Origin of the sequence: Pseudomonas sp. G(2018), from assembly GCF_005502415.1 — a bacterium.
In the GTDB taxonomy this organism is placed as follows: Bacteria; Pseudomonadota; Gammaproteobacteria; order Pseudomonadales; family Pseudomonadaceae; genus Aquipseudomonas.
This window is the reverse complement of sequence record NZ_SCOO01000041.1, coordinates 38259-54303: the sequence shown is the minus strand read 5'-3', so window position 1 is coordinate 54303 and position 16045 is coordinate 38259. Positions and strand designations below refer to the sequence as shown.

15 protein-coding genes are annotated in these 16045 nt (G+C 59.7%); 8 read left to right on the top strand and 7 right to left on the bottom strand.

Annotated elements, in window-relative coordinates:
- Window positions 1-198 precede the first annotated feature (198 nt).
- Window positions 199-393 carry a DUF6316 family protein gene (locus tag FFS64_RS27455; RefSeq protein WP_137807919.1) on the bottom strand — a complete coding sequence of 65 codons (195 nt, stop codon included), beginning with the start codon at window positions 391-393 and terminating at the stop codon, window positions 199-201.
- A 210-nt stretch (window positions 394-603) separates the two neighbouring features.
- Here FFS64_RS27455 and FFS64_RS27450 point away from each other — a divergent pair, with 210 nt between their 5' ends.
- The gene (locus tag FFS64_RS27450; protein ID WP_137807918.1) at window positions 604-1563 is read left to right on the top strand and encodes a DMT family transporter; all 960 of its coding nucleotides are present in this window, start codon (window positions 604-606) and stop codon (window positions 1561-1563) included.
- Window positions 1564-1694: 131 nt separating this feature from the next.
- Here FFS64_RS27450 and FFS64_RS27445 read toward each other — a convergent pair whose 3' ends face one another.
- Window positions 1695-3089 carry a class II fumarate hydratase gene (locus tag FFS64_RS27445; protein ID WP_137807917.1) on the bottom strand — a complete coding sequence of 465 codons (1395 nt, stop codon included), beginning with the start codon at window positions 3087-3089 and terminating at the stop codon, window positions 1695-1697.
- A gap of 192 nt (window positions 3090-3281) precedes the next feature.
- Here FFS64_RS27445 and FFS64_RS27440 point away from each other — a divergent pair, with 192 nt between their 5' ends.
- The 7 genes from FFS64_RS27440 (at window position 3282) to FFS64_RS27410 (ending at window position 11168) form a co-directional block, all read left to right on the top strand.
- A complete protein-coding gene (locus FFS64_RS27440; protein ID WP_137807916.1) occupies window positions 3282-3806 on the top strand; it encodes a DUF2059 domain-containing protein in 525 nt (174 codons plus the stop codon).
- A 12-nt stretch (window positions 3807-3818) separates the two neighbouring features.
- The gene (locus FFS64_RS27435) at window positions 3819-4118 is read left to right on the top strand and encodes a BolA family transcriptional regulator (protein ID WP_052964137.1); all 300 of its coding nucleotides are present in this window, start codon (window positions 3819-3821) and stop codon (window positions 4116-4118) included.
- A gap of 169 nt (window positions 4119-4287) precedes the next feature.
- Window positions 4288-5229 (top strand): rhodanese-related sulfurtransferase, encoded by a 942-nt coding sequence (locus tag FFS64_RS27430; RefSeq protein WP_137807915.1) that lies wholly within the window; start codon window positions 4288-4290, stop codon window positions 5227-5229.
- A gap of 41 nt (window positions 5230-5270) precedes the next feature.
- Complete coding sequence (locus FFS64_RS27425) at window positions 5271-5873, top strand: DsbA family protein (protein WP_170948723.1); 603 nt, start codon at window positions 5271-5273, stop codon at window positions 5871-5873.
- Window positions 5866-7683 (top strand): ABC transporter ATP-binding protein, encoded by a 1818-nt coding sequence (locus FFS64_RS27420; RefSeq protein ID WP_137807914.1) that lies wholly within the window; start codon window positions 5866-5868, stop codon window positions 7681-7683. Before FFS64_RS27425 ends, FFS64_RS27420 begins: the two co-directional genes overlap by 8 nt.
- Before the next feature lie 186 nt (window positions 7684-7869).
- Window positions 7870-10329, top strand: coding sequence for an EAL domain-containing protein (locus FFS64_RS27415; RefSeq protein ID WP_137807913.1), 2460 nt, complete (start codon window positions 7870-7872; stop codon window positions 10327-10329).
- Window positions 10330-10406: 77 nt separating this feature from the next.
- On the top strand, window positions 10407-11168 hold the full coding sequence (locus tag FFS64_RS27410; protein ID WP_372242191.1) for a TenA family transcriptional regulator: 762 nt from the start codon (window positions 10407-10409) through the stop codon (window positions 11166-11168).
- A gap of 134 nt (window positions 11169-11302) precedes the next feature.
- Here the strand turns inward: FFS64_RS27410 and FFS64_RS27405 are convergent, their stop codons facing one another.
- From FFS64_RS27405 to FFS64_RS27385, 5 genes are all read right to left on the bottom strand, one after another.
- A complete protein-coding gene (locus FFS64_RS27405) occupies window positions 11303-12229 on the bottom strand; it encodes a GGDEF domain-containing protein (protein ID WP_137807911.1) in 927 nt (308 codons plus the stop codon).
- Window positions 12230-12414: 185 nt separating this feature from the next.
- Complete coding sequence (locus tag FFS64_RS27400; RefSeq protein ID WP_137807910.1) at window positions 12415-13155, bottom strand: YciK family oxidoreductase; 741 nt, start codon at window positions 13153-13155, stop codon at window positions 12415-12417.
- Between the two features lie 105 nt (window positions 13156-13260).
- The gene (gene mupP / locus FFS64_RS27395) at window positions 13261-13932 is read right to left on the bottom strand and encodes an N-acetylmuramic acid 6-phosphate phosphatase MupP (RefSeq protein ID WP_095196485.1); all 672 of its coding nucleotides are present in this window, start codon (window positions 13930-13932) and stop codon (window positions 13261-13263) included.
- A 4-nt stretch (window positions 13933-13936) separates the two neighbouring features.
- Window positions 13937-14635 (bottom strand): bifunctional 2-polyprenyl-6-hydroxyphenol methylase/3-demethylubiquinol 3-O-methyltransferase UbiG, encoded by a 699-nt coding sequence (ubiG, locus tag FFS64_RS27390; RefSeq protein WP_007973655.1) that lies wholly within the window; start codon window positions 14633-14635, stop codon window positions 13937-13939.
- Between the two features lie 56 nt (window positions 14636-14691).
- Window positions 14692-16023, bottom strand: a complete 1332-nt coding sequence (locus tag FFS64_RS27385) for a TRZ/ATZ family hydrolase (protein ID WP_137807909.1) — start codon at window positions 16021-16023, stop codon at window positions 14692-14694.
- Window positions 16024-16045: the final 22 nt, after the last annotated feature.

The following is a 16045-nucleotide window of genomic DNA, read 5'->3' as shown; positions in this document are numbered from 1 at the left end:
CATCAGGCGAAACCAGGTCACCGTGACAGGGTCCATCACCAGCAATACCTGTTTGAGTTTGAAGCAGTGCGTTGAACCCCTTGGATTTTGCATTGACTGATAGATAGCTATCGCGAGCAGGCTCGCTCCCACAGGGATCTGATGTGCGACAAAGATCCACTGTAGGAGCGAGCCTGCTCGCGAATCTAGCGACTCGGTTTAACGGTCCAACCGCAAAAATTGCACGCGCTCGATATAGGCCTGAATTTCCCGCCCAGCCGCCTCGGCACTGGCAAACGGCCCCTCCAGCGTGTTTTCCCGAGTGCAGAAATACAACTTCCCATTTACCCGACATAGACGGTCACTGCGAAAGTGCGTGGCGGGGGCGTTGTCCTGGGCGCGCATGCCGTACATGGCGATCTCCTGCGGGATGTTTCGGTAAGTGGATCCAATCAGCTTATGCATGAACCCTTTACGGCGTCTGACTATCGGATCGACGGCATAGCGCCAATTTAATGTTGCGACCTGCACAGTTTCATTCGCGGCCAGACGCAAACTGTCCCTGTGTGCCACACGGTAGTGCGCCTAGAATGACGGATCTAGACACTTGGCTTTGGGGTTCGCATGCACATTTCATCCGGTCGCTGGGTTTACGGTCTGTTCCTGGCCTTGTTGACTGCGTTGCTGTGGGGAATCCTGCCGATCAAACTCAAACAGGTATTGCTGGTGATGGACCCTGTCACGGTGACCTGGTTTCGCCTGATGGTCTCCGGTGGCTGCCTGTTCATTTACCTGGCGGCAACCAGGCGTCTGCCGAGCCGCAAAGTGCTGGGGCCGCGCGGCGGCTGGCTGGTGTTGATGGCGGTACTCGGCCTGGTGGGCAACTACGTGCTGTATCTGATGGGCCTGAATCTGCTTAGCCCCGGCACCGCACAACTGGTGGTGCAGATGGGGCCGATCATGTTGCTGATTGCCAGTGTATTTGTGTTCAAAGAGCGTTTCAGCCTGGGGCAGGGGATTGGCTTGCTGGTGCTGCTGATCGGCTTTGCCCTGTTTTTCAATCAGCGCCTGAGTGAACTGCTCACCTCGTTGACCGACTACACCGCCGGTGTGTTGCTGGTGTTGTTGGCGTCCACGGTCTGGACCTTTTATGCCCTGGGGCAAAAGCAATTGCTGACGGTGTGGAATTCGCTGCAGGTGATGATGGTGATCTACCTGTTTTGCGGACTGTTGCTGACGCCGTGGGTACATCCGCTGGAAGCGCTGCAACTGAACCCGTTGCAAGGCTGGCTGCTGCTGGCTTGCTGCATGAACACCCTGATTGCCTACGGCGCATTTGCCGAAGCCCTCGCCCATTGGGAAGCCTCGCGGGTCAGCGCAACGCTGGCGATTACGCCGCTGGTGACCTTTGGCGCCGTGGCGCTGGCGGCCTGGTGGTGGCCGGAATATGTGCATGCCGAAACGATCAACGGTCTGGGGTATGGCGGGGCGGTGTTGGTGGTGCTGGGGTCGGCGCTGGTGGCGTTGGGGCCGTCGTTGATTGCCGGGTTGAAGGCGCGGAAAGTGCGGATGGCCGCCAGCTAGACCGCATTATCGTTCATCGCGGGCAAGCCACGCTCCCACAGGTTTTGCGTCGACCACGAAATCCGTGAACAACACAAAACCTGTGGGAGCGTGGCTTGCCCGCGATGACTGACTGTCAGTCACCGCAAATTTCAGCCCTTGGCCCCAGCCTCCAGCATATTCTCCGGCCGCACCCACGCATCAAACTGCTCATCGGTCAGATACCCCAACTGCAACGCTGCTTCACGCAACGTCAGCCCTTCGCTGTAAGCCTTCTTGGCAATCTCCGCCGACTTGTCATAGCCAATGTGCGGGTTCAGCGCCGTCACCAGCATCAAGCCGCGTTCCAGATGCTCAGCCATTTGCCCTGCGTCCGGCTCAAGGCCGGCGATGCAGTGCTGCTGGAAGTTGCTGCAGCCATCGCCCAGCAGACGGATCGATTGCAGCAGGTTGTGGATGATCACCGGTTTGAACACGTTCAGTTGCAAGTGCCCCTGGCTCGCGGCGAAACCGATGGTGACGTCGTTGCCCAGGACCTGGCAGACCAGCATCGACAGCGCTTCGCACTGGGTCGGGTTGACCTTGCCGGGCATGATCGAGCTGCCCGGTTCGTTGGCCGGCAGCTTCACTTCGGCGAAACCGGCGCGCGGGCCGGAGCCGAGCAAGCGCAGGTCGTTGGCGATTTTCATCAGGGCCACGGCGAGGGTTTTCAGTGCGCCGGAAAGGGTGGTCAGCGGCTCGTGGCCGGCCAGCGCGGCAAACTTGTTCGGGGCGGTGACGAAAGGCAGGCCGGATAGCGCTGCCAGCTCCGCAGCGATCGCTTCACCAAAGCCGTGCGGCGAGTTCAGTCCGGTGCCCACGGCGGTGCCACCCTGAGCCAGTTCGCAAACTGCCGGCAGGGCGCTGCGGATCGCCCGTTCGGCGTAATCGAGTTGCGCTATGAACCCCGAAAGTTCCTGGCCGAAGGTGATCGGAGTGGCGTCCATCATGTGGGTACGGCCGGTTTTCACCAGTTTCATGTGTCGTGCCGACAGTTCGGCAATACCGCCGGACAGCTCGGCGATGGCCGGCAGCAATTGCTGCTGCACCGCCTGGGCCGCAGCGATGTGCATGGCGGTGGGGAAGCAGTCGTTGGAACTCTGGGAGCGATTGACGTGATCGTTGGGGTGCACCGGGGACTTGCCGCCACGCGGGTTGCCGGCCAGTTCATTGGCGCGACCGGCGATCACTTCGTTGACGTTCATGTTGCTCTGGGTGCCGCTGCCGGTCTGCCAGACCACCAGCGGAAACTGGTCGTCGTGGTTGCCGTCGAGCACTTCGTCGGCAGCCTGTTCGATCAGGCGGGCGATATCGGCGGGCAGGTCGCCATTGCGGTCGTTGACCCGTGCCGCGGCTTTCTTGATCAGCGCAAGAGCGTGCAGTACCGCCAGCGGCATGCGCTCATTACCGATGGCAAAGTTGACCAGCGAGCGTTGCGTCTGAGCGCCCCAATAGGCCTCATCCGGGACTTCAACCTGGCCAAGGCTGTCGGTTTCGATACGGCTCATCGGTCACACTCCTGTAGGTCTGATAGCGCAGTTTAGGCCGTGATCGACGGCCGGGGTTCCATCAGTCTCGATTCTGTCCATTGAACCCCTCTAAATCAGGCGCGACAAGGCTTGGGGTTGAGTGACAGACTTTTTTAGGCGCAGAATGGACGTCCTTGGGGTTTTACCTCGCCTGCTAGAAAAGGAAACTCGATGACTCGTCTTCGTGCCATCTGTACCGCGGTTGCATTGGTTTGTGCCAGCGGCCAGGTTCTTGCCGACACCGCCAGCCACAACGCCAGTGCCGAGGCTTTCCTGACCCTGGCACATGCTGACAAACTGGGCACTCCGGTGTACATGCAAGTACAGCAAATGTTCGCCCAGCGCTTCCAGCAAACCAAAGCCCCGGAGTCGAAAAAAGCCGTCCTGGAAACCTACCAGGCCAAGGCCAACGCCGCCCTGGACCAGGCCATTGGCTGGAACAAGCTGAAGCCGGACATGGTCAAGCTCTACACCACCAACTTCACCGAATCCGAGCTCAAGGACCTGGTGGCGTTCTACAAGTCGCCTCTGGGCAAGAAAGTCCTGGAAAAAATGCCGCAGCTGACCCAGCAATCGGCCCAGATGACCCAGGCCAAGCTGGAAAGCGCGGTGCCCGTGGTCAACAAGCTGCTGGCTGACATGACCACTGAGCTGACGCCGAAAGACGCAGCGGCTCCAGCCAAGAAAAAGCCTTAAGCGGAGTTCGGTATGACCATGCAACAACGCATCGAATCGACGTTGGGCCTGCTGCAGCCCGAGCATTTGCAAGTGCTGGATGAAAGCCATATGCACAGTCGCGGGTTGCAGACCCACTTCAAGGCCGTGGTGGTCAGCCAGCAGTTCGAAGGGCTCAATCGTGTCAAGCGTCACCAGAAAGTCTACGGCACGCTCGGCGAGCTGATGGGCGAGTTCCATGCGTTGGCGCTGCATACCTACACGCCGGAGGAATGGGCGCAGATCGACGCGGCTCCAGCCTCGCCGACCTGTGCCGGCGGCAGCAAACACTAGCGTTTGAACGGCTATTGTGGGGAGGGGATTTATCCCCTCCCCACAAAGGCATCTGCCAGTCCTCTAACCTTCGGGTTTTTGATAGAATGCGAAACGCGCCGCTTACCCGGTGCGTTTTTTTTCGCATCCGGTTCACCCCTTACGAGGGTAGCCACCTGGAGATTTACCCATGACACAACAGATTGTCGTGGCGGCACTGTATAAGTTCGTCACCCTGGAAGATTACGTCGCCCTGCGCGAGCCACTGCTGCAAGCGATGGTCGACAACGGCATCAAAGGCACGCTGCTAATCGCCGAAGAAGGCATCAACGGCACCGTGTCCGGCAGCCGCGAAGGCATCGACGGACTGTTGGCCTGGCTCAAGAACGACCCGCGCATGGACGATATCGACCACAAAGAGTCGTACTGCGACGAACAACCGTTCTACCGCACCAAGGTCAAGCTCAAGAAAGAAATCGTGACCCTCGGCGTTGAAGGCGTGGACCCGAACAAAAAGGTCGGCACCTACGTTGATCCGCAGGACTGGAATGCCCTGATCAGCGATCCGGAAGTCCTGTTGATCGATACCCGCAACGACTATGAAGTGTCCATCGGCACCTTCGAAGGCGCGATCGATCCGAAAACCACCAGTTTTCGCGAATTTCCCGACTACATCAAAGCCAATTTCGACCCGGCCGTACACAAGAAGGTCGCCATGTTCTGCACCGGCGGCATTCGTTGCGAAAAGGCGTCGAGCTATATGCTCAGCGAAGGCTTCGATGAGGTCTACCACCTCAAGGGTGGCATCTTGAAGTACCTCGAAGAAGTGCCTCAGGAAGAAACCAAGTGGCAGGGCGACTGCTTCGTGTTCGATAACCGCGTGACGGTTCGCCACGACCTGAGCGAAGGCGACTACGATCAATGTCATGCCTGCCGCACACCGGTCAGTGTCGAAGATCGCGCCTCCGAGCATTACGTGGCCGGCATCAGTTGCCCGCATTGCTGGGACACGCTGAGCGAGAAAACCCGCCGCAGCGCCATCGATCGGCAAAAGCAGATCGAACTGGCCAAGGCTCGCAACATGCCTCACCCGATCGGCTACAACTACAAGCAAGTATCCTCCGAGGCTTGAACACCATGACGACTGCCCGCCTGCTCTATGTAATGGACCCGATGTGCTCCTGGTGCTGGGGCTTTGCTCCGGTGGCCAACGCGTTGGTCGAGCAGGCGGCAGCGGCAGGTGTGGACGTGCATCTGGTGGTAGGCGGTTTGCGCACCGGCAGCGGCTCGGCGCTGGAACCGTCGACCCGGCGCTACATCCTCGAGCACTGGCAGGCGGTCACCGAGGCCACCGGCCAGCCGTTCAAACTGGACGGTGCGTTGCCCGATGGATTCGTCTACGACACCGAGCCGGCGTGCCGGGCGCTGGTGACGGCACGCAGCCTGGCGCCGGACTGTGCATGGAAGCTGCTGGGGCTGATTCAACATGCGTTTTATGCCGAAGGCCGCGACGTTACCCGCGCCAGCGTTCTGGTGGAGTTGGCGGAACAGGCCGGTCTGCCGCGCATCGAATTTGCCGCCGCGTTCGACCGTGCCGATATGCACACCGCAACGGCAGCCGATTTCACCTGGGTCCAGGATCTGGGCATTGCCGGTTTCCCCACCCTGCTGGCTGAGCGCAATGGTCAATTGGCACTGCTGACCAATGGCTATCAACCGCTCAGTGTGCTGTCACCGCTGCTCGGCCGCTGGCTGGAGCGCGCTGCCTGTGCATGACCTGCCCGACGATGTCGCAACCGCAAAACATGTCGATCGGCTGAGTTGGGCGGAAATCCGCCGACTGGCGCTTCATCACAAGAAATCCCTGTGGATCGCCAATGGCGTGGCCGTGCTGGCGACCCTGTGCAGCGTACCAATCCCGTTGCTCCTGCCGTTACTGGTGGATGAAGTGCTGCTGGGGCACGGTGACGCCGCGCTGAAAATCATGAACCTCGCACTCCCCGAGGTCTGGCAAAAGGCCGCGGGCTATATCGGCCTGATGCTGCTGGTAACCCTGGCTCTGCGTTGCGCGGCATTGCTGTTCAACGTGGTGCAGGCGCGGTTGTTCGCCGCCCTGGCCAAGGACATCGTGTACCGCATTCGCATCCGCCTGATTGAACGCCTCAAGCGCATCTCGCTGGGTGAATACGAAAGCCTGGGCAGCGGGACGGTGACCACGCACCTGGTGACCGACCTCGACACCCTGGACAAATTCGTCGGCGAAACCCTCAGTCGCTTCCTCGTGGCCATGCTGACACTGGTCGGCACTGCAGGGATTCTGATGTGGATGCACTGGAAACTGGCGCTGCTGATCCTTTTGTTCAACCCGCTGGTGATCTACGCCACGGTGCAGTTGGGCAAAAAGGTCAAGCACCTGAAGAAGCTCGAGAACGACAGCACTTCACGCTTCACCCAGGCATTGACCGAAACCCTGGACGCGATCCAGGAAGTTCGCGCCGGCAACCGTCAGGGGTTTTTCCTCGGACGACTGGGGCTGCGCGCCAGGGAAGTTCGCGATTACGCGGTCAGTTCGCAATGGAAAACCGACGCCTCGAACCGTGCCAGCGGCTTGCTGTTCCAGTTCGGTATCGATATTTTTCGCGCCGCCGCCATGCTCACCGTGCTGTTTTCCGACCTGTCCATCGGCCAGATGCTCGCCGTGTTCAGCTACCTGTGGTTCATGATCGGCCCGGTGGAACAACTGCTGAACCTGCAATACGCCTATTACGCCGCCGGCGGTGCGCTGTCGCGAATCAACGAACTGTTGTCCCGCGCCGATGAACCTGAGTACCCCAATGGCGTCGATCCGTTCAACGGCCGCGAGACCGTGGGTATCGAGGTTCAGGGCCTGAGTTTCGGCTACGGCGACGAGCTGGTGTTGAACCAGATGAACCTGTCCATCGCCCCCGGTGAAAAAGTGGCAATCGTCGGTGCCAGCGGTGGTGGCAAGAGTACGCTGGTGCAGTTGCTGTTGGGCCTGTACACGCCATTGGCCGGGACCATCCGCTTCGGCGGCTCGACCCAGCAGGAGATCGGTCTGGAAACCGTTCGTGAAAACGTCGCCGTGGTCCTGCAGCACCCGGCGCTGTTCAACGACACTGTGCGTGCCAACCTGACCATGGGCCGCGAACGCAGCGACGAGGCTTGCTGGCAGGCCCTGGAAATCGCGCAACTGCACGCTACGATTCGTGAATTGCCCAACGGCCTGGACAGTATCGTCGGGCGCTCCGGCGTGCGTTTGTCCGGCGGTCAGCGGCAACGTCTGGCGATTGCGCGGATGGTGTTGGCCGACCCTAAAGTGGTGATCCTCGACGAGGCCACCTCCGCGCTGGATGCCGCTACCGAGTACAACCTGCACCAAGCCTTGGCGCGGTTCCTGAGCAACCGCACCACGCTGATCATTGCCCACCGACTGTCAGCGGTTAAACAGGCGGACCGGGTGCTCGTATTCGATGGCGGGCAGATTGCCGAAGATGGCGACCACCAACAGCTGATTGCCGATGGTGGTTTGTACGCCAAGCTTTATGGGCATTTGCAGCAGCACTAGATCAGTGCCAAGGGATGTTCAGGGCTTTTTTACCACGGCCTCGATACTGCGTTGGCGGTGCATATATAGCCCTGGCGTTTGTACTGCAATGAGATCTGCCGCTTGCCGGAACCGGGATCGCCCCCTAGTCTTGCGGTAGCGATTTCGTCCGGATGACGATCAAGCAGTGCTAATGCAAGGGAACTCATGAATCAAACGCGGACTCTTGGTACGCCACGGTTGCTGGGCATCGTCTGGCCATTTATCGCGGTCGTGCTGTTTCAGGCCCTGCTGGGCGGTGTCAGCCTTTATGTGCTTTCGGCGGTCCGTGGCTACGTTGCCGGTGAAAGCCTGTGGTCCAAGGGCCAGAAAGACGCCATCTATTACCTCAATCTCTACGCCGACAGCGGCGATGAAGGGATTTTTCTCAAATACCAGAACGCCATTGCCGTGCCCCAGGGCGGTCACGAGTTGCGTGTGGCGCTGGACCACCAACCGCCGAATATCGAAGCGGCACGCGCAGCGATCCTCAAGGGCGGCAATCATCCGGACGATGTGTCCAGCCTGATCTGGCTGTACCTGAATTTCCGGCACTTCAGCTACCTCGAGAAAGCCATCGATCTCTGGACAGTGGGTGACGCGTATCTGGTCCAGCTCGATGACGTTGCCCGCGACATGCACCGGCACATCACCGCCAGCCCGGCTTCCGATACCGACATCCAGCGTTGGAAGGCGCAGATTTTCGCGATCAACGATGAAGTCACCCCGGCGGCAAAAGCCTTCAGTGATGCCTTGGGAGAGGGGTCACGGGTGATTCTTCGCCTGTTGCTGGCGATCAACCTGGCCACGGCCCTGGGCTTGATCGCATTGGCCTTGATGCGTACCCATAAACTGCTCAAGCAACGCCACGCCTTTGCCGACGCCCTGCAGTTGGAAAAAGACCGGGCGCAGATCACCCTGCAATCGATCGGTGACGGGGTGATTACTACCGATGTGGATGGCGCCATCGCCTACATGAACCCGGCTGCCGAGGCGTTGACTCACTGGAAGGCGGAACAGGCGACCGGTTTGCCGTTGGCGGCGCTGTTCAATCTGTTGGACGACAACGCGCAGACCGATGGTTTCACCCTGATCGAACGCATACTGAGCGGTCAGCTCAGCGGCGGCAGCGAGCATTCAAAATTGATTCAGCGCCTGGATGGCAGCACGGTCTCTGTAACGCTGGTCGGCGCGCCGATCCGCAATGCCGGCAAGGTCAGCGGCACGGTACTGGTGTTGCACGACATGACCCAGGAGCGGCAATACATTGCCAATCTGTCCTGGCAGGCCACCCATGACGCCTTGACCGGTCTGGCCAACCGCCGCGAATTCGAATATCGCCTGGAACAGGCGCTGCACAACCTGACGCGGCAGTCGGGGCGGCATGCCCTGATGTTCCTCGACCTGGATCAGTTCAAACTGGTCAACGATACCTGCGGCCATGCGGCGGGTGACGAGTTGCTGCGGCACATCTGTGCACTGCTGCAATCCGGTCTGCGCGAAGGCGATACCCTGGCTCGGCTCGGCGGCGACGAGTTCGGCATTCTGCTGGAGAACTGTGGGCCGGAGGCGGCGGAGAAAATTGCCGAGGGGTTGCGGCAGACGGTGCAAAACCTGCATTTCGTATGGAAGGGCCGGCCTTTCGTGACCACCGTGAGCATCGGTCTGGTGCATGTCGCGCACAATCCGACCACCCTCGAAGCTTCATTGCGCGCTGCCGACATGGCTTGCTACATGGCCAAGGAAAAAGGCCGTAACCGGGTTCAGGTCTATCACCCCGACGATTCGGAGTTGTCCCTGCGCTTCGGTGAAATGGCCTGGGTGCAGCGTCTGCACATGGCGCTGGAAGAGGATCGCTTCTGTCTGTATGCCCAGGAAATTGCGCCCCTTGGTCATACCGAGCCGGGCAGCGGGCATATCGAAATCCTGTTGCGCCTGCATGATGAAGCCGGCCGCATGATTCTACCCGACAGTTTCATCCCGGCCGCCGAACGCTACGGTTTGATGACATCCCTTGACCGCTGGGTGGTGCAGAACGTTTTCAAGATCATTGCCCAATGCCGCGCCGAGACACGTCAGGGGCCGCTGGCCATGTGTGCGATCAATCTGTCAGGCACGACCATAGGTGATGAGGCGTTTCTGGACTTCCTGCGGGAACAGTTCGTTACTTATTCCATTCCGCCTGAAATGATTTGTTTTGAAATCACCGAAACCAGTGCAATTTCCAATCTTGGCAGTGCAATTCGTTTTATCAATGAACTCAAAGGTTTGGGATGCCTTTTTTCGCTGGATGACTTTTGCGCCGGTATGTCTTCATTCGCGTATCTGAAACATTTGCCTGTAGACTTCCTGAAGATCGACGGGAGTTTCGTAAAGGATATGCTGGACGACCCGGTTAACCGCGCCATGGTCGAAGTGATCAATCACATCGGTCATGTCATGGGTAAACGTACGATTGCCGAGTTTGTCGAGACGCCTCAGATCGAGCAGGCATTGCTGGAGATCGGGGTGGATTACGCTCAAGGGTATGTCATAGAACGCCCGCAATTGTTTACCTTTGACAGCCTGCAAAGTCGTCCTGCCAGGCCCCAGCCTTTGTTGTTCAAGGCCCCTGGCACGTTCCGTTGAAATCTTTCGCTGATCTGACAATCACAATCAAAAGGAGCTCGACAGTGATCGACACATTCAACCGAACCGGACCCCTCATGGAAGCTGCAAGTTATCCTGCCTGGGCCCAGCGCCTGATTCAGGATTGCAGCGAGAGCAAGCGCCGGGTTGTCGAACACGAACTGTATCAGCGCATGCGTGACAACAAACTCAGTGCAAAGACCATGCGTCAGTACCTGATAGGTGGCTGGCCGGTGGTCGAACAGTTCGCGTTATATATGGCACAAAACCTGACCAAGACCCGTTTTGCCCGTCATCCGGGCGAAGACATGGCGCGTCGCTGGCTGATGCGCAACATTCGCGTCGAATTGAACCATGCCGATTACTGGCTGCACTGGAGCCGCGCTCACGGTGTCAGCCTGGAAGATCTGCAAGCGCAACAGGTGGCTCCGGAGCTTCATGCCTTGAGTCATTGGTGCTGGCACACCAGTTCGGCGGATTCGCTGATCGTGGCCATTGCCGCCACCAACTATGCCATTGAAGGTGCGACCGGCGAGTGGTCGGCGCTGGTTTGTTCCAATGGTGTGTACGCGGCATCCTTCCCCGAGGAAGACCGCAAGCGCGCCATGAAGTGGCTGAAGATGCACGCCCAGTATGACGATGCCCATCCTTGGGAAGCGCTGGAAATCATCTGCACGCTGGCAGGCATGAATCCAAGCAAGGCCCTGCAAGTGGAATTGCGTCAGGCCGTGTGCAAGAGCTACGACTACATGTACCTGTTTCTGGAGCGTTGCATGCAACTGGAGTACGCGGAACGAACGCCGGTAGCCCGTGAGCGATTGGCATTGGCCGAGAGCTGATCCAGATTCCATGTAATACAACTGTGGGAGCGAGCCTGCTCGCGAATGCGATCTGCCAGTCAACAATGATGTTGATTGAAAGACCATTCGCGAGCAGGCTCGCTCCCACACTGTTTTGTGCTGTTACTTGAAAATCAACCTGCCATCGTCAACCGGTTACGCCCCTCGCGCTTGGCGACGTACAGCGCATTATCAGCCCTTCGCAACAAGCTCTCGGCAGATTCGCCGGGCAGCAGGGTCGAGCAACCCAGGCTCACGGTCAGTTCGATCGAACGGCCCTCAGCCACAAATTCCTCGGTCTGCACTGCAAGACGCAGCCGCTCGCCGACCAAGGCCGCCGCTTCGCGGTTAGTGTTGGACAGTACGATCAGGAACTCCTCGCCGCCAAAACGAAACACCATGTCCACGTTGCGCAACTGTTGCTTGATCGAGGCGGCGACCGCTTTAAGCACTTCATCGCCGACACTGTGTCCATGGGTGTCGTTGATCTGTTTGAAGTGATCGATGTCCAGCATCAGCAGTGACAAGGGGTGCAGGTGACGCCGCGAGACTTCGATTTCCCGAAGCAGCGTCTGGTCCATGGCGATGCGGTTGCCGGTGTCTGTCAGCGGATCGCGCAATGCACTTTGGGTCGCGGCGCGGTATAGCAAGGTGTTGCGCATCGGGTAGAGCAGCGCGGCCAGCAGCGATTCGAGGTGGCCCTGTTCCTGCTCGCTGAAGCGCTGGTTGCGACGAAACACCAGCTCACCCAGGTGTTCGCCTTCATGGCTGAGGCTGTAGCTGATCGAGTGGTGACCGCGTTGGCCGAATTCCAGGCGCAGATCGCTGCTCTTGTGCTCATAGCTCAAGGCATCAAGCGGTACGAGGCGCTGAACCTCACGGAAAAAAAGCCCGAGAATGCGTTGTGGTTCCAGACTGGTTTGCAGCTGCATGCTCAGCTGCTGGCGCAGTTGCGCAAGACTGACTGGCCGTTCCAGAGTCGGTTGCTGCTGACCAAAGCCCAGGCGTTGCAATTTGGCGCTATCGAAGTCAATTGCGTTGGTCTGGGAAGGTGATTTCATATGGCGCGCGCCCTTGAGCAGTAAGGCTGTCTTACAAGCTGGGTGAGAGCGGCTTTGGGCTGCGCGTCATACTGGTCCGTCAGTCCCGTAGGACATTTCGTACAAGTTTAATCTGCTTTGTACAACAGCAGGATGCTCAAATGCCGCGACGGGAAGTCGGCGCGGCACAAAAGCGACGTACGGTATTACTGGGCGTTGAATGCCTGGCCGTTGATACCGGTGCTGTCCGGACCCATCAGGTACAGGTAGACCGGCATGATCTCCTCGGGTGTCGGATTGTTCAGCGGGTTTTCCCCTGGATAGGCCTGGGCACGCATGCTGGTGCGGGTGGCGCCCGGGTTGATGCTGTTGGAGCGTACCGGCGCCACAGTATCGACTTCGTCGGCCAGGGTCTGCATCAGGCCTTCGGTGGCGAACTTGGACACGCCGTAAGCGCCCCAGTACGCACGACCCTTGCGGCCGACGCTGCTGGAGGTGAACACCACCGAGGCGTCCTGGGACAGTTTGAGCAGCGGTAACAGGGTGCTGGTGAGCATGAACATGGCGTTGACGTTGACTTGCATCACCCGCATGAAATTTTCGCCGGAGAGCTGCTCGATCGGTGTGCGCGGACCAATGATCGAGGCGTTGTGCAGCAGGCCGTCGAGGTGACCGAATTCGCTCTCGATCATCGCTGCCAGCTCATCGTATTGATGGGGCAGGGCGGTTTCCAGGTTGAACGGGATCACGGCCGGTTGCGGGTGGCCGGCGGCTTCGATTTCGTCATAGACCTGGGTCAGGTTGGCTTCGGTCTTGCCCAAAAGCAGCACGGTCGCGCCGTGGGCGGCATAGGTTTTTGCTGCGGCTGCGCCGATGCCACGACCGGCACCGGTGACGAGAATGACCCGGCCATTGAGCAAGTCGGGGCGGGCGGAATAATCAAACATAAAAAACCTCACAAAACAGAAGACAGATCGCGGCGCTTCCGATCGCGGGCAAGCCCGCGAAGGCGTCAGCATTCACGCCACATTCCCAGCACCTGAAACCGGCTCTCAGCAGCCACAGAGCGCGCTATCAAGCACCTTGCGCAGCTCCAGCGGATGATCGACCACCACATCCGCTCCCCAATGCCGCGGATTATCATCCGGGTGGATGTAGCCGAAGGTCACGGCTGCGGTCCGGGTGCCGGCATCGCGGCCCGATTCGATATCGCGCAGGTCATCGCCCACGAACAGCACGCTGGCCGGGTCGAGGTCGAGCATCTTGCAGGCGAGGATCAGCGGCTCCGGGTCCGGTTTGCTGTTCTTCACATGATCCGGGCAAATCAGCAGCGCCGAACGTTCGGCCAGCCCAAGCTGTTGCATGATCGGCTCGGCAAAGCGCAACGGCTTGTTGGTGACCACGCCCCAGATCAGGTTGGCTTTCTCGATGTCGGCCAGCAGTTCACCCATGCCGTCGAACAGTTTGCTGTGGACTGCACAGCCCACGAGGTAGCGCTCGAGGAACTCCAGGCGCAGCTCCTCGAAGCCCGGCGATTCCGGGTCCATGGCGAAGGTCACCGCGACCATCGCCTTGGCGCCGCCGGAAATTTCATCACGAATGTGTTTGTCGTTCATGGGCGGCAGGCCGCGGTCGGCACGCATCGCCTGGCAGATCGCGATGAAGTCCGGCGCGGTGTCGAGCAGGGTACCGTCCATGTCGAAAAGAACTGCTCTGATTCGCATCGGCTTACTCCTCGCGCAGGGTCTGGATCATGTAGTTGACGTCCACGTCGGCCGCCAGTTTGTAGTGCTTGGTCAGGGGGTTGTAGGTCAGGCCGATGATGTCCTTGACGGTCAAGCCGGCCATGCGGCTCCAGGCACCGAGTTCGGAAGGGCGGATGAATTTCTTGAAGTCGTGGGTGCCGCGGGGCAACAGCTTCATGATGTATTCGGCGCCGACGATGGCGAACAGGTACGCCTTCGGGTTGCGGTTGATGGTGGAGAAAAACACCTGGCCGCCGGGCTTGACCATCCGGAAGCAGGCGCGGATCACCGAGGATGGATCTGGCACGTGTTCAAGCATTTCGAGGCAGGTGACCACGTCGAACTGCTCCGGCATTTCCTCGGCCAGGGCTTCGGCGGTGATCTGCCGGTATTCGACATTCACACCGGATTCCAGCTGATGCAATTGTGCGACCGCCAGCGGCGCTTCGCCCATGTCGATGCCGGTGACGGTGGCGCCGCGCTGGGCCATGGCTTCGCTGAGGATGCCGCCGCCGCAGCCGACGTCGAGGACTTTTTTGCCGGCCAGGTTGACGCGTTCGTCAATCCAGTTGACCCGCAGCGGGTTGATGTCGTGCAGCGGTTTGAACTCGCTTTCGCGGTCCCACCAGCGATGGGCCAGGGCTTCGAATTTGGCGATTTCGGCGTAGTCGACGTTGCTCATGGTTTCAATCCTCGAAAAACTTGAAAAATCCTGATGCCCCCGCATAAGGGGGCTCGTTATTCGGTGCGGCCGCTGATGCGCAGTCCCCAGGACTTGGCGCTTGTGACCAGTTGTTCTTCATCCAGACGGGTCAGGCGACGATCGTCGAGCAACTGCTTGCCGGCGACCCAGACATGTTTCACGCAGTCCCGGCTCGTGGCATATATAAGCTGCGAAACCGGCTCGTAGACCGGCTGCTGGGCCAGACCGGAGAGGTCGAACGCCACGATGTCGGCGGCTTTGCCGACTTCCAGCGAGCCGACATCGGCCTCGATTCCCAGGGCGCGAGCACCGTTGAGGGTGGCCATGCGCAGGGCGCGATGGGCATCCAGGGCGGTAGCCGAACCGGCGACGGCCTTGGCCAGCAGGGCCGCGGTGCGGGTTTCGCCGAGCAGGTCCAGGTCGTTGTTGCTGGCGGCGCCATCGGTGCCCACAGCGACGTTCACTCCGGCCTGCCACAAGCGCTCCACCGGGCAGAAGCCGCTGGCGAGCTTCAGATTCGATTCCGGGCAATGAATCACGTTGGTGTTGCTTTCTACCAGCAGGGCCAGGTCTTCATCGCTGATCTGGGTCATATGAACCGCCTGGAAACGCGGCCCCAGCATGCCCAGGCGAGCGAGGCGGGCCAGTGGGCGTTCGCCACGCTGTTCGACTGATTGCTGTACTTCGAAGGCAGTTTCATGCACGTGCATGTGGATCGAGGCGTCCAGTTCTTCGGCGATCACCCGGATTTTTTCCAGGTTTTCATCGCCCACGGTGTAGGGTGCATGGGGGCCGAAGGTGACTTTGATGCGTTCGTGGTGCTTGAGATCGCCAAACAGCTCGACGCCCTGACGAATGGCTTCGTCCGCCGAGCTGGCACCGGGGATCGGGAAATCGAGGATCGGAATCGCAATTTGCGCGCGAATGCCGCTGTTGTGTACGCGCTCGCTGGCAACCTTCGGGAAGAAGTACATGTCAGAGAAGCAGGTGATGCCACCTTTGAGCTGTTCGGCGATGGCCAGATCCGTACCGTCGCGTACAAAATCCTCGTCGACCCATTTGGCCTCGGCCGGCCAGATATGGTTTTCCAGCCAGGTCATCAAGGGCAAGTCATCGGCCAGGCCGCGGAACAGGGTCATTGCCGCGTGTCCGTGGGCATTGATCAGCCCGGGGCTGAGCAACATGTCCGGCAGTTCGCGGACTTCGCTTGCGTTAAGCTTCAGGGCGGCGGAGCGTGGGCCGATAAAGACAATGCGCCCGTCGCGGATACCCAGGCCATGGTCCTTGAGGACAACGCCGGCGGGTTCGACGGGTACCAGCCAGGTCGGCAGCAATAACAGGTCGAGCGCAGCGGCAGTGTTCGGCATCGAGGGGCGGTTCCAGTGCTTT

Bases quoted from the DNA above. Each gene is read 5' to 3' on its own strand.
- FFS64_RS27455 (WP_137807919.1), bottom strand. From the start codon at position 393: ATGTACGGCATGCGCGCCCAGGACAACGCCCCCGCCACGCACTTTCGC.
- FFS64_RS27450 (WP_137807918.1), top strand. From the start codon at position 604: ATGCACATTTCATCCGGTCGCTGGGTTTACGGTCTGTTCCTGGCCTTG.
- FFS64_RS27445 (WP_137807917.1), bottom strand. From the start codon at position 3,089: ATGAGCCGTATCGAAACCGACAGCCTTGGCCAGGTTGAAGTCCCGGAT.
- FFS64_RS27440 (WP_137807916.1), top strand. From the start codon at position 3,282: ATGACTCGTCTTCGTGCCATCTGTACCGCGGTTGCATTGGTTTGTGCC.
- FFS64_RS27435 (WP_052964137.1), top strand. From the start codon at position 3,819: ATGACCATGCAACAACGCATCGAATCGACGTTGGGCCTGCTGCAGCCC.
- FFS64_RS27430 (WP_137807915.1), top strand. From the start codon at position 4,288: ATGACACAACAGATTGTCGTGGCGGCACTGTATAAGTTCGTCACCCTG.
- FFS64_RS27425 (WP_170948723.1), top strand. From the start codon at position 5,271: ATGTGCTCCTGGTGCTGGGGCTTTGCTCCGGTGGCCAACGCGTTGGTC.
- FFS64_RS27415 (WP_137807913.1), top strand. From the start codon at position 7,870: ATGAATCAAACGCGGACTCTTGGTACGCCACGGTTGCTGGGCATCGTC.
- FFS64_RS27410 (WP_372242191.1), top strand. From the start codon at position 10,407: ATGGAAGCTGCAAGTTATCCTGCCTGGGCCCAGCGCCTGATTCAGGAT.
- FFS64_RS27405 (WP_137807911.1), bottom strand. From the start codon at position 12,229: ATGAAATCACCTTCCCAGACCAACGCAATTGACTTCGATAGCGCCAAA.
- FFS64_RS27400 (WP_137807910.1), bottom strand. From the start codon at position 13,155: ATGTTTGATTATTCCGCCCGCCCCGACTTGCTCAATGGCCGGGTCATT.
- mupP (WP_095196485.1), bottom strand. From the start codon at position 13,932: ATGCGAATCAGAGCAGTTCTTTTCGACATGGACGGTACCCTGCTCGAC.
- ubiG (WP_007973655.1), bottom strand. From the start codon at position 14,635: ATGAGCAACGTCGACTACGCCGAAATCGCCAAATTCGAAGCCCTGGCC.
- FFS64_RS27385 (WP_137807909.1), bottom strand. From the start codon at position 16,023: ATGCCGAACACTGCCGCTGCGCTCGACCTGTTATTGCTGCCGACCTGG.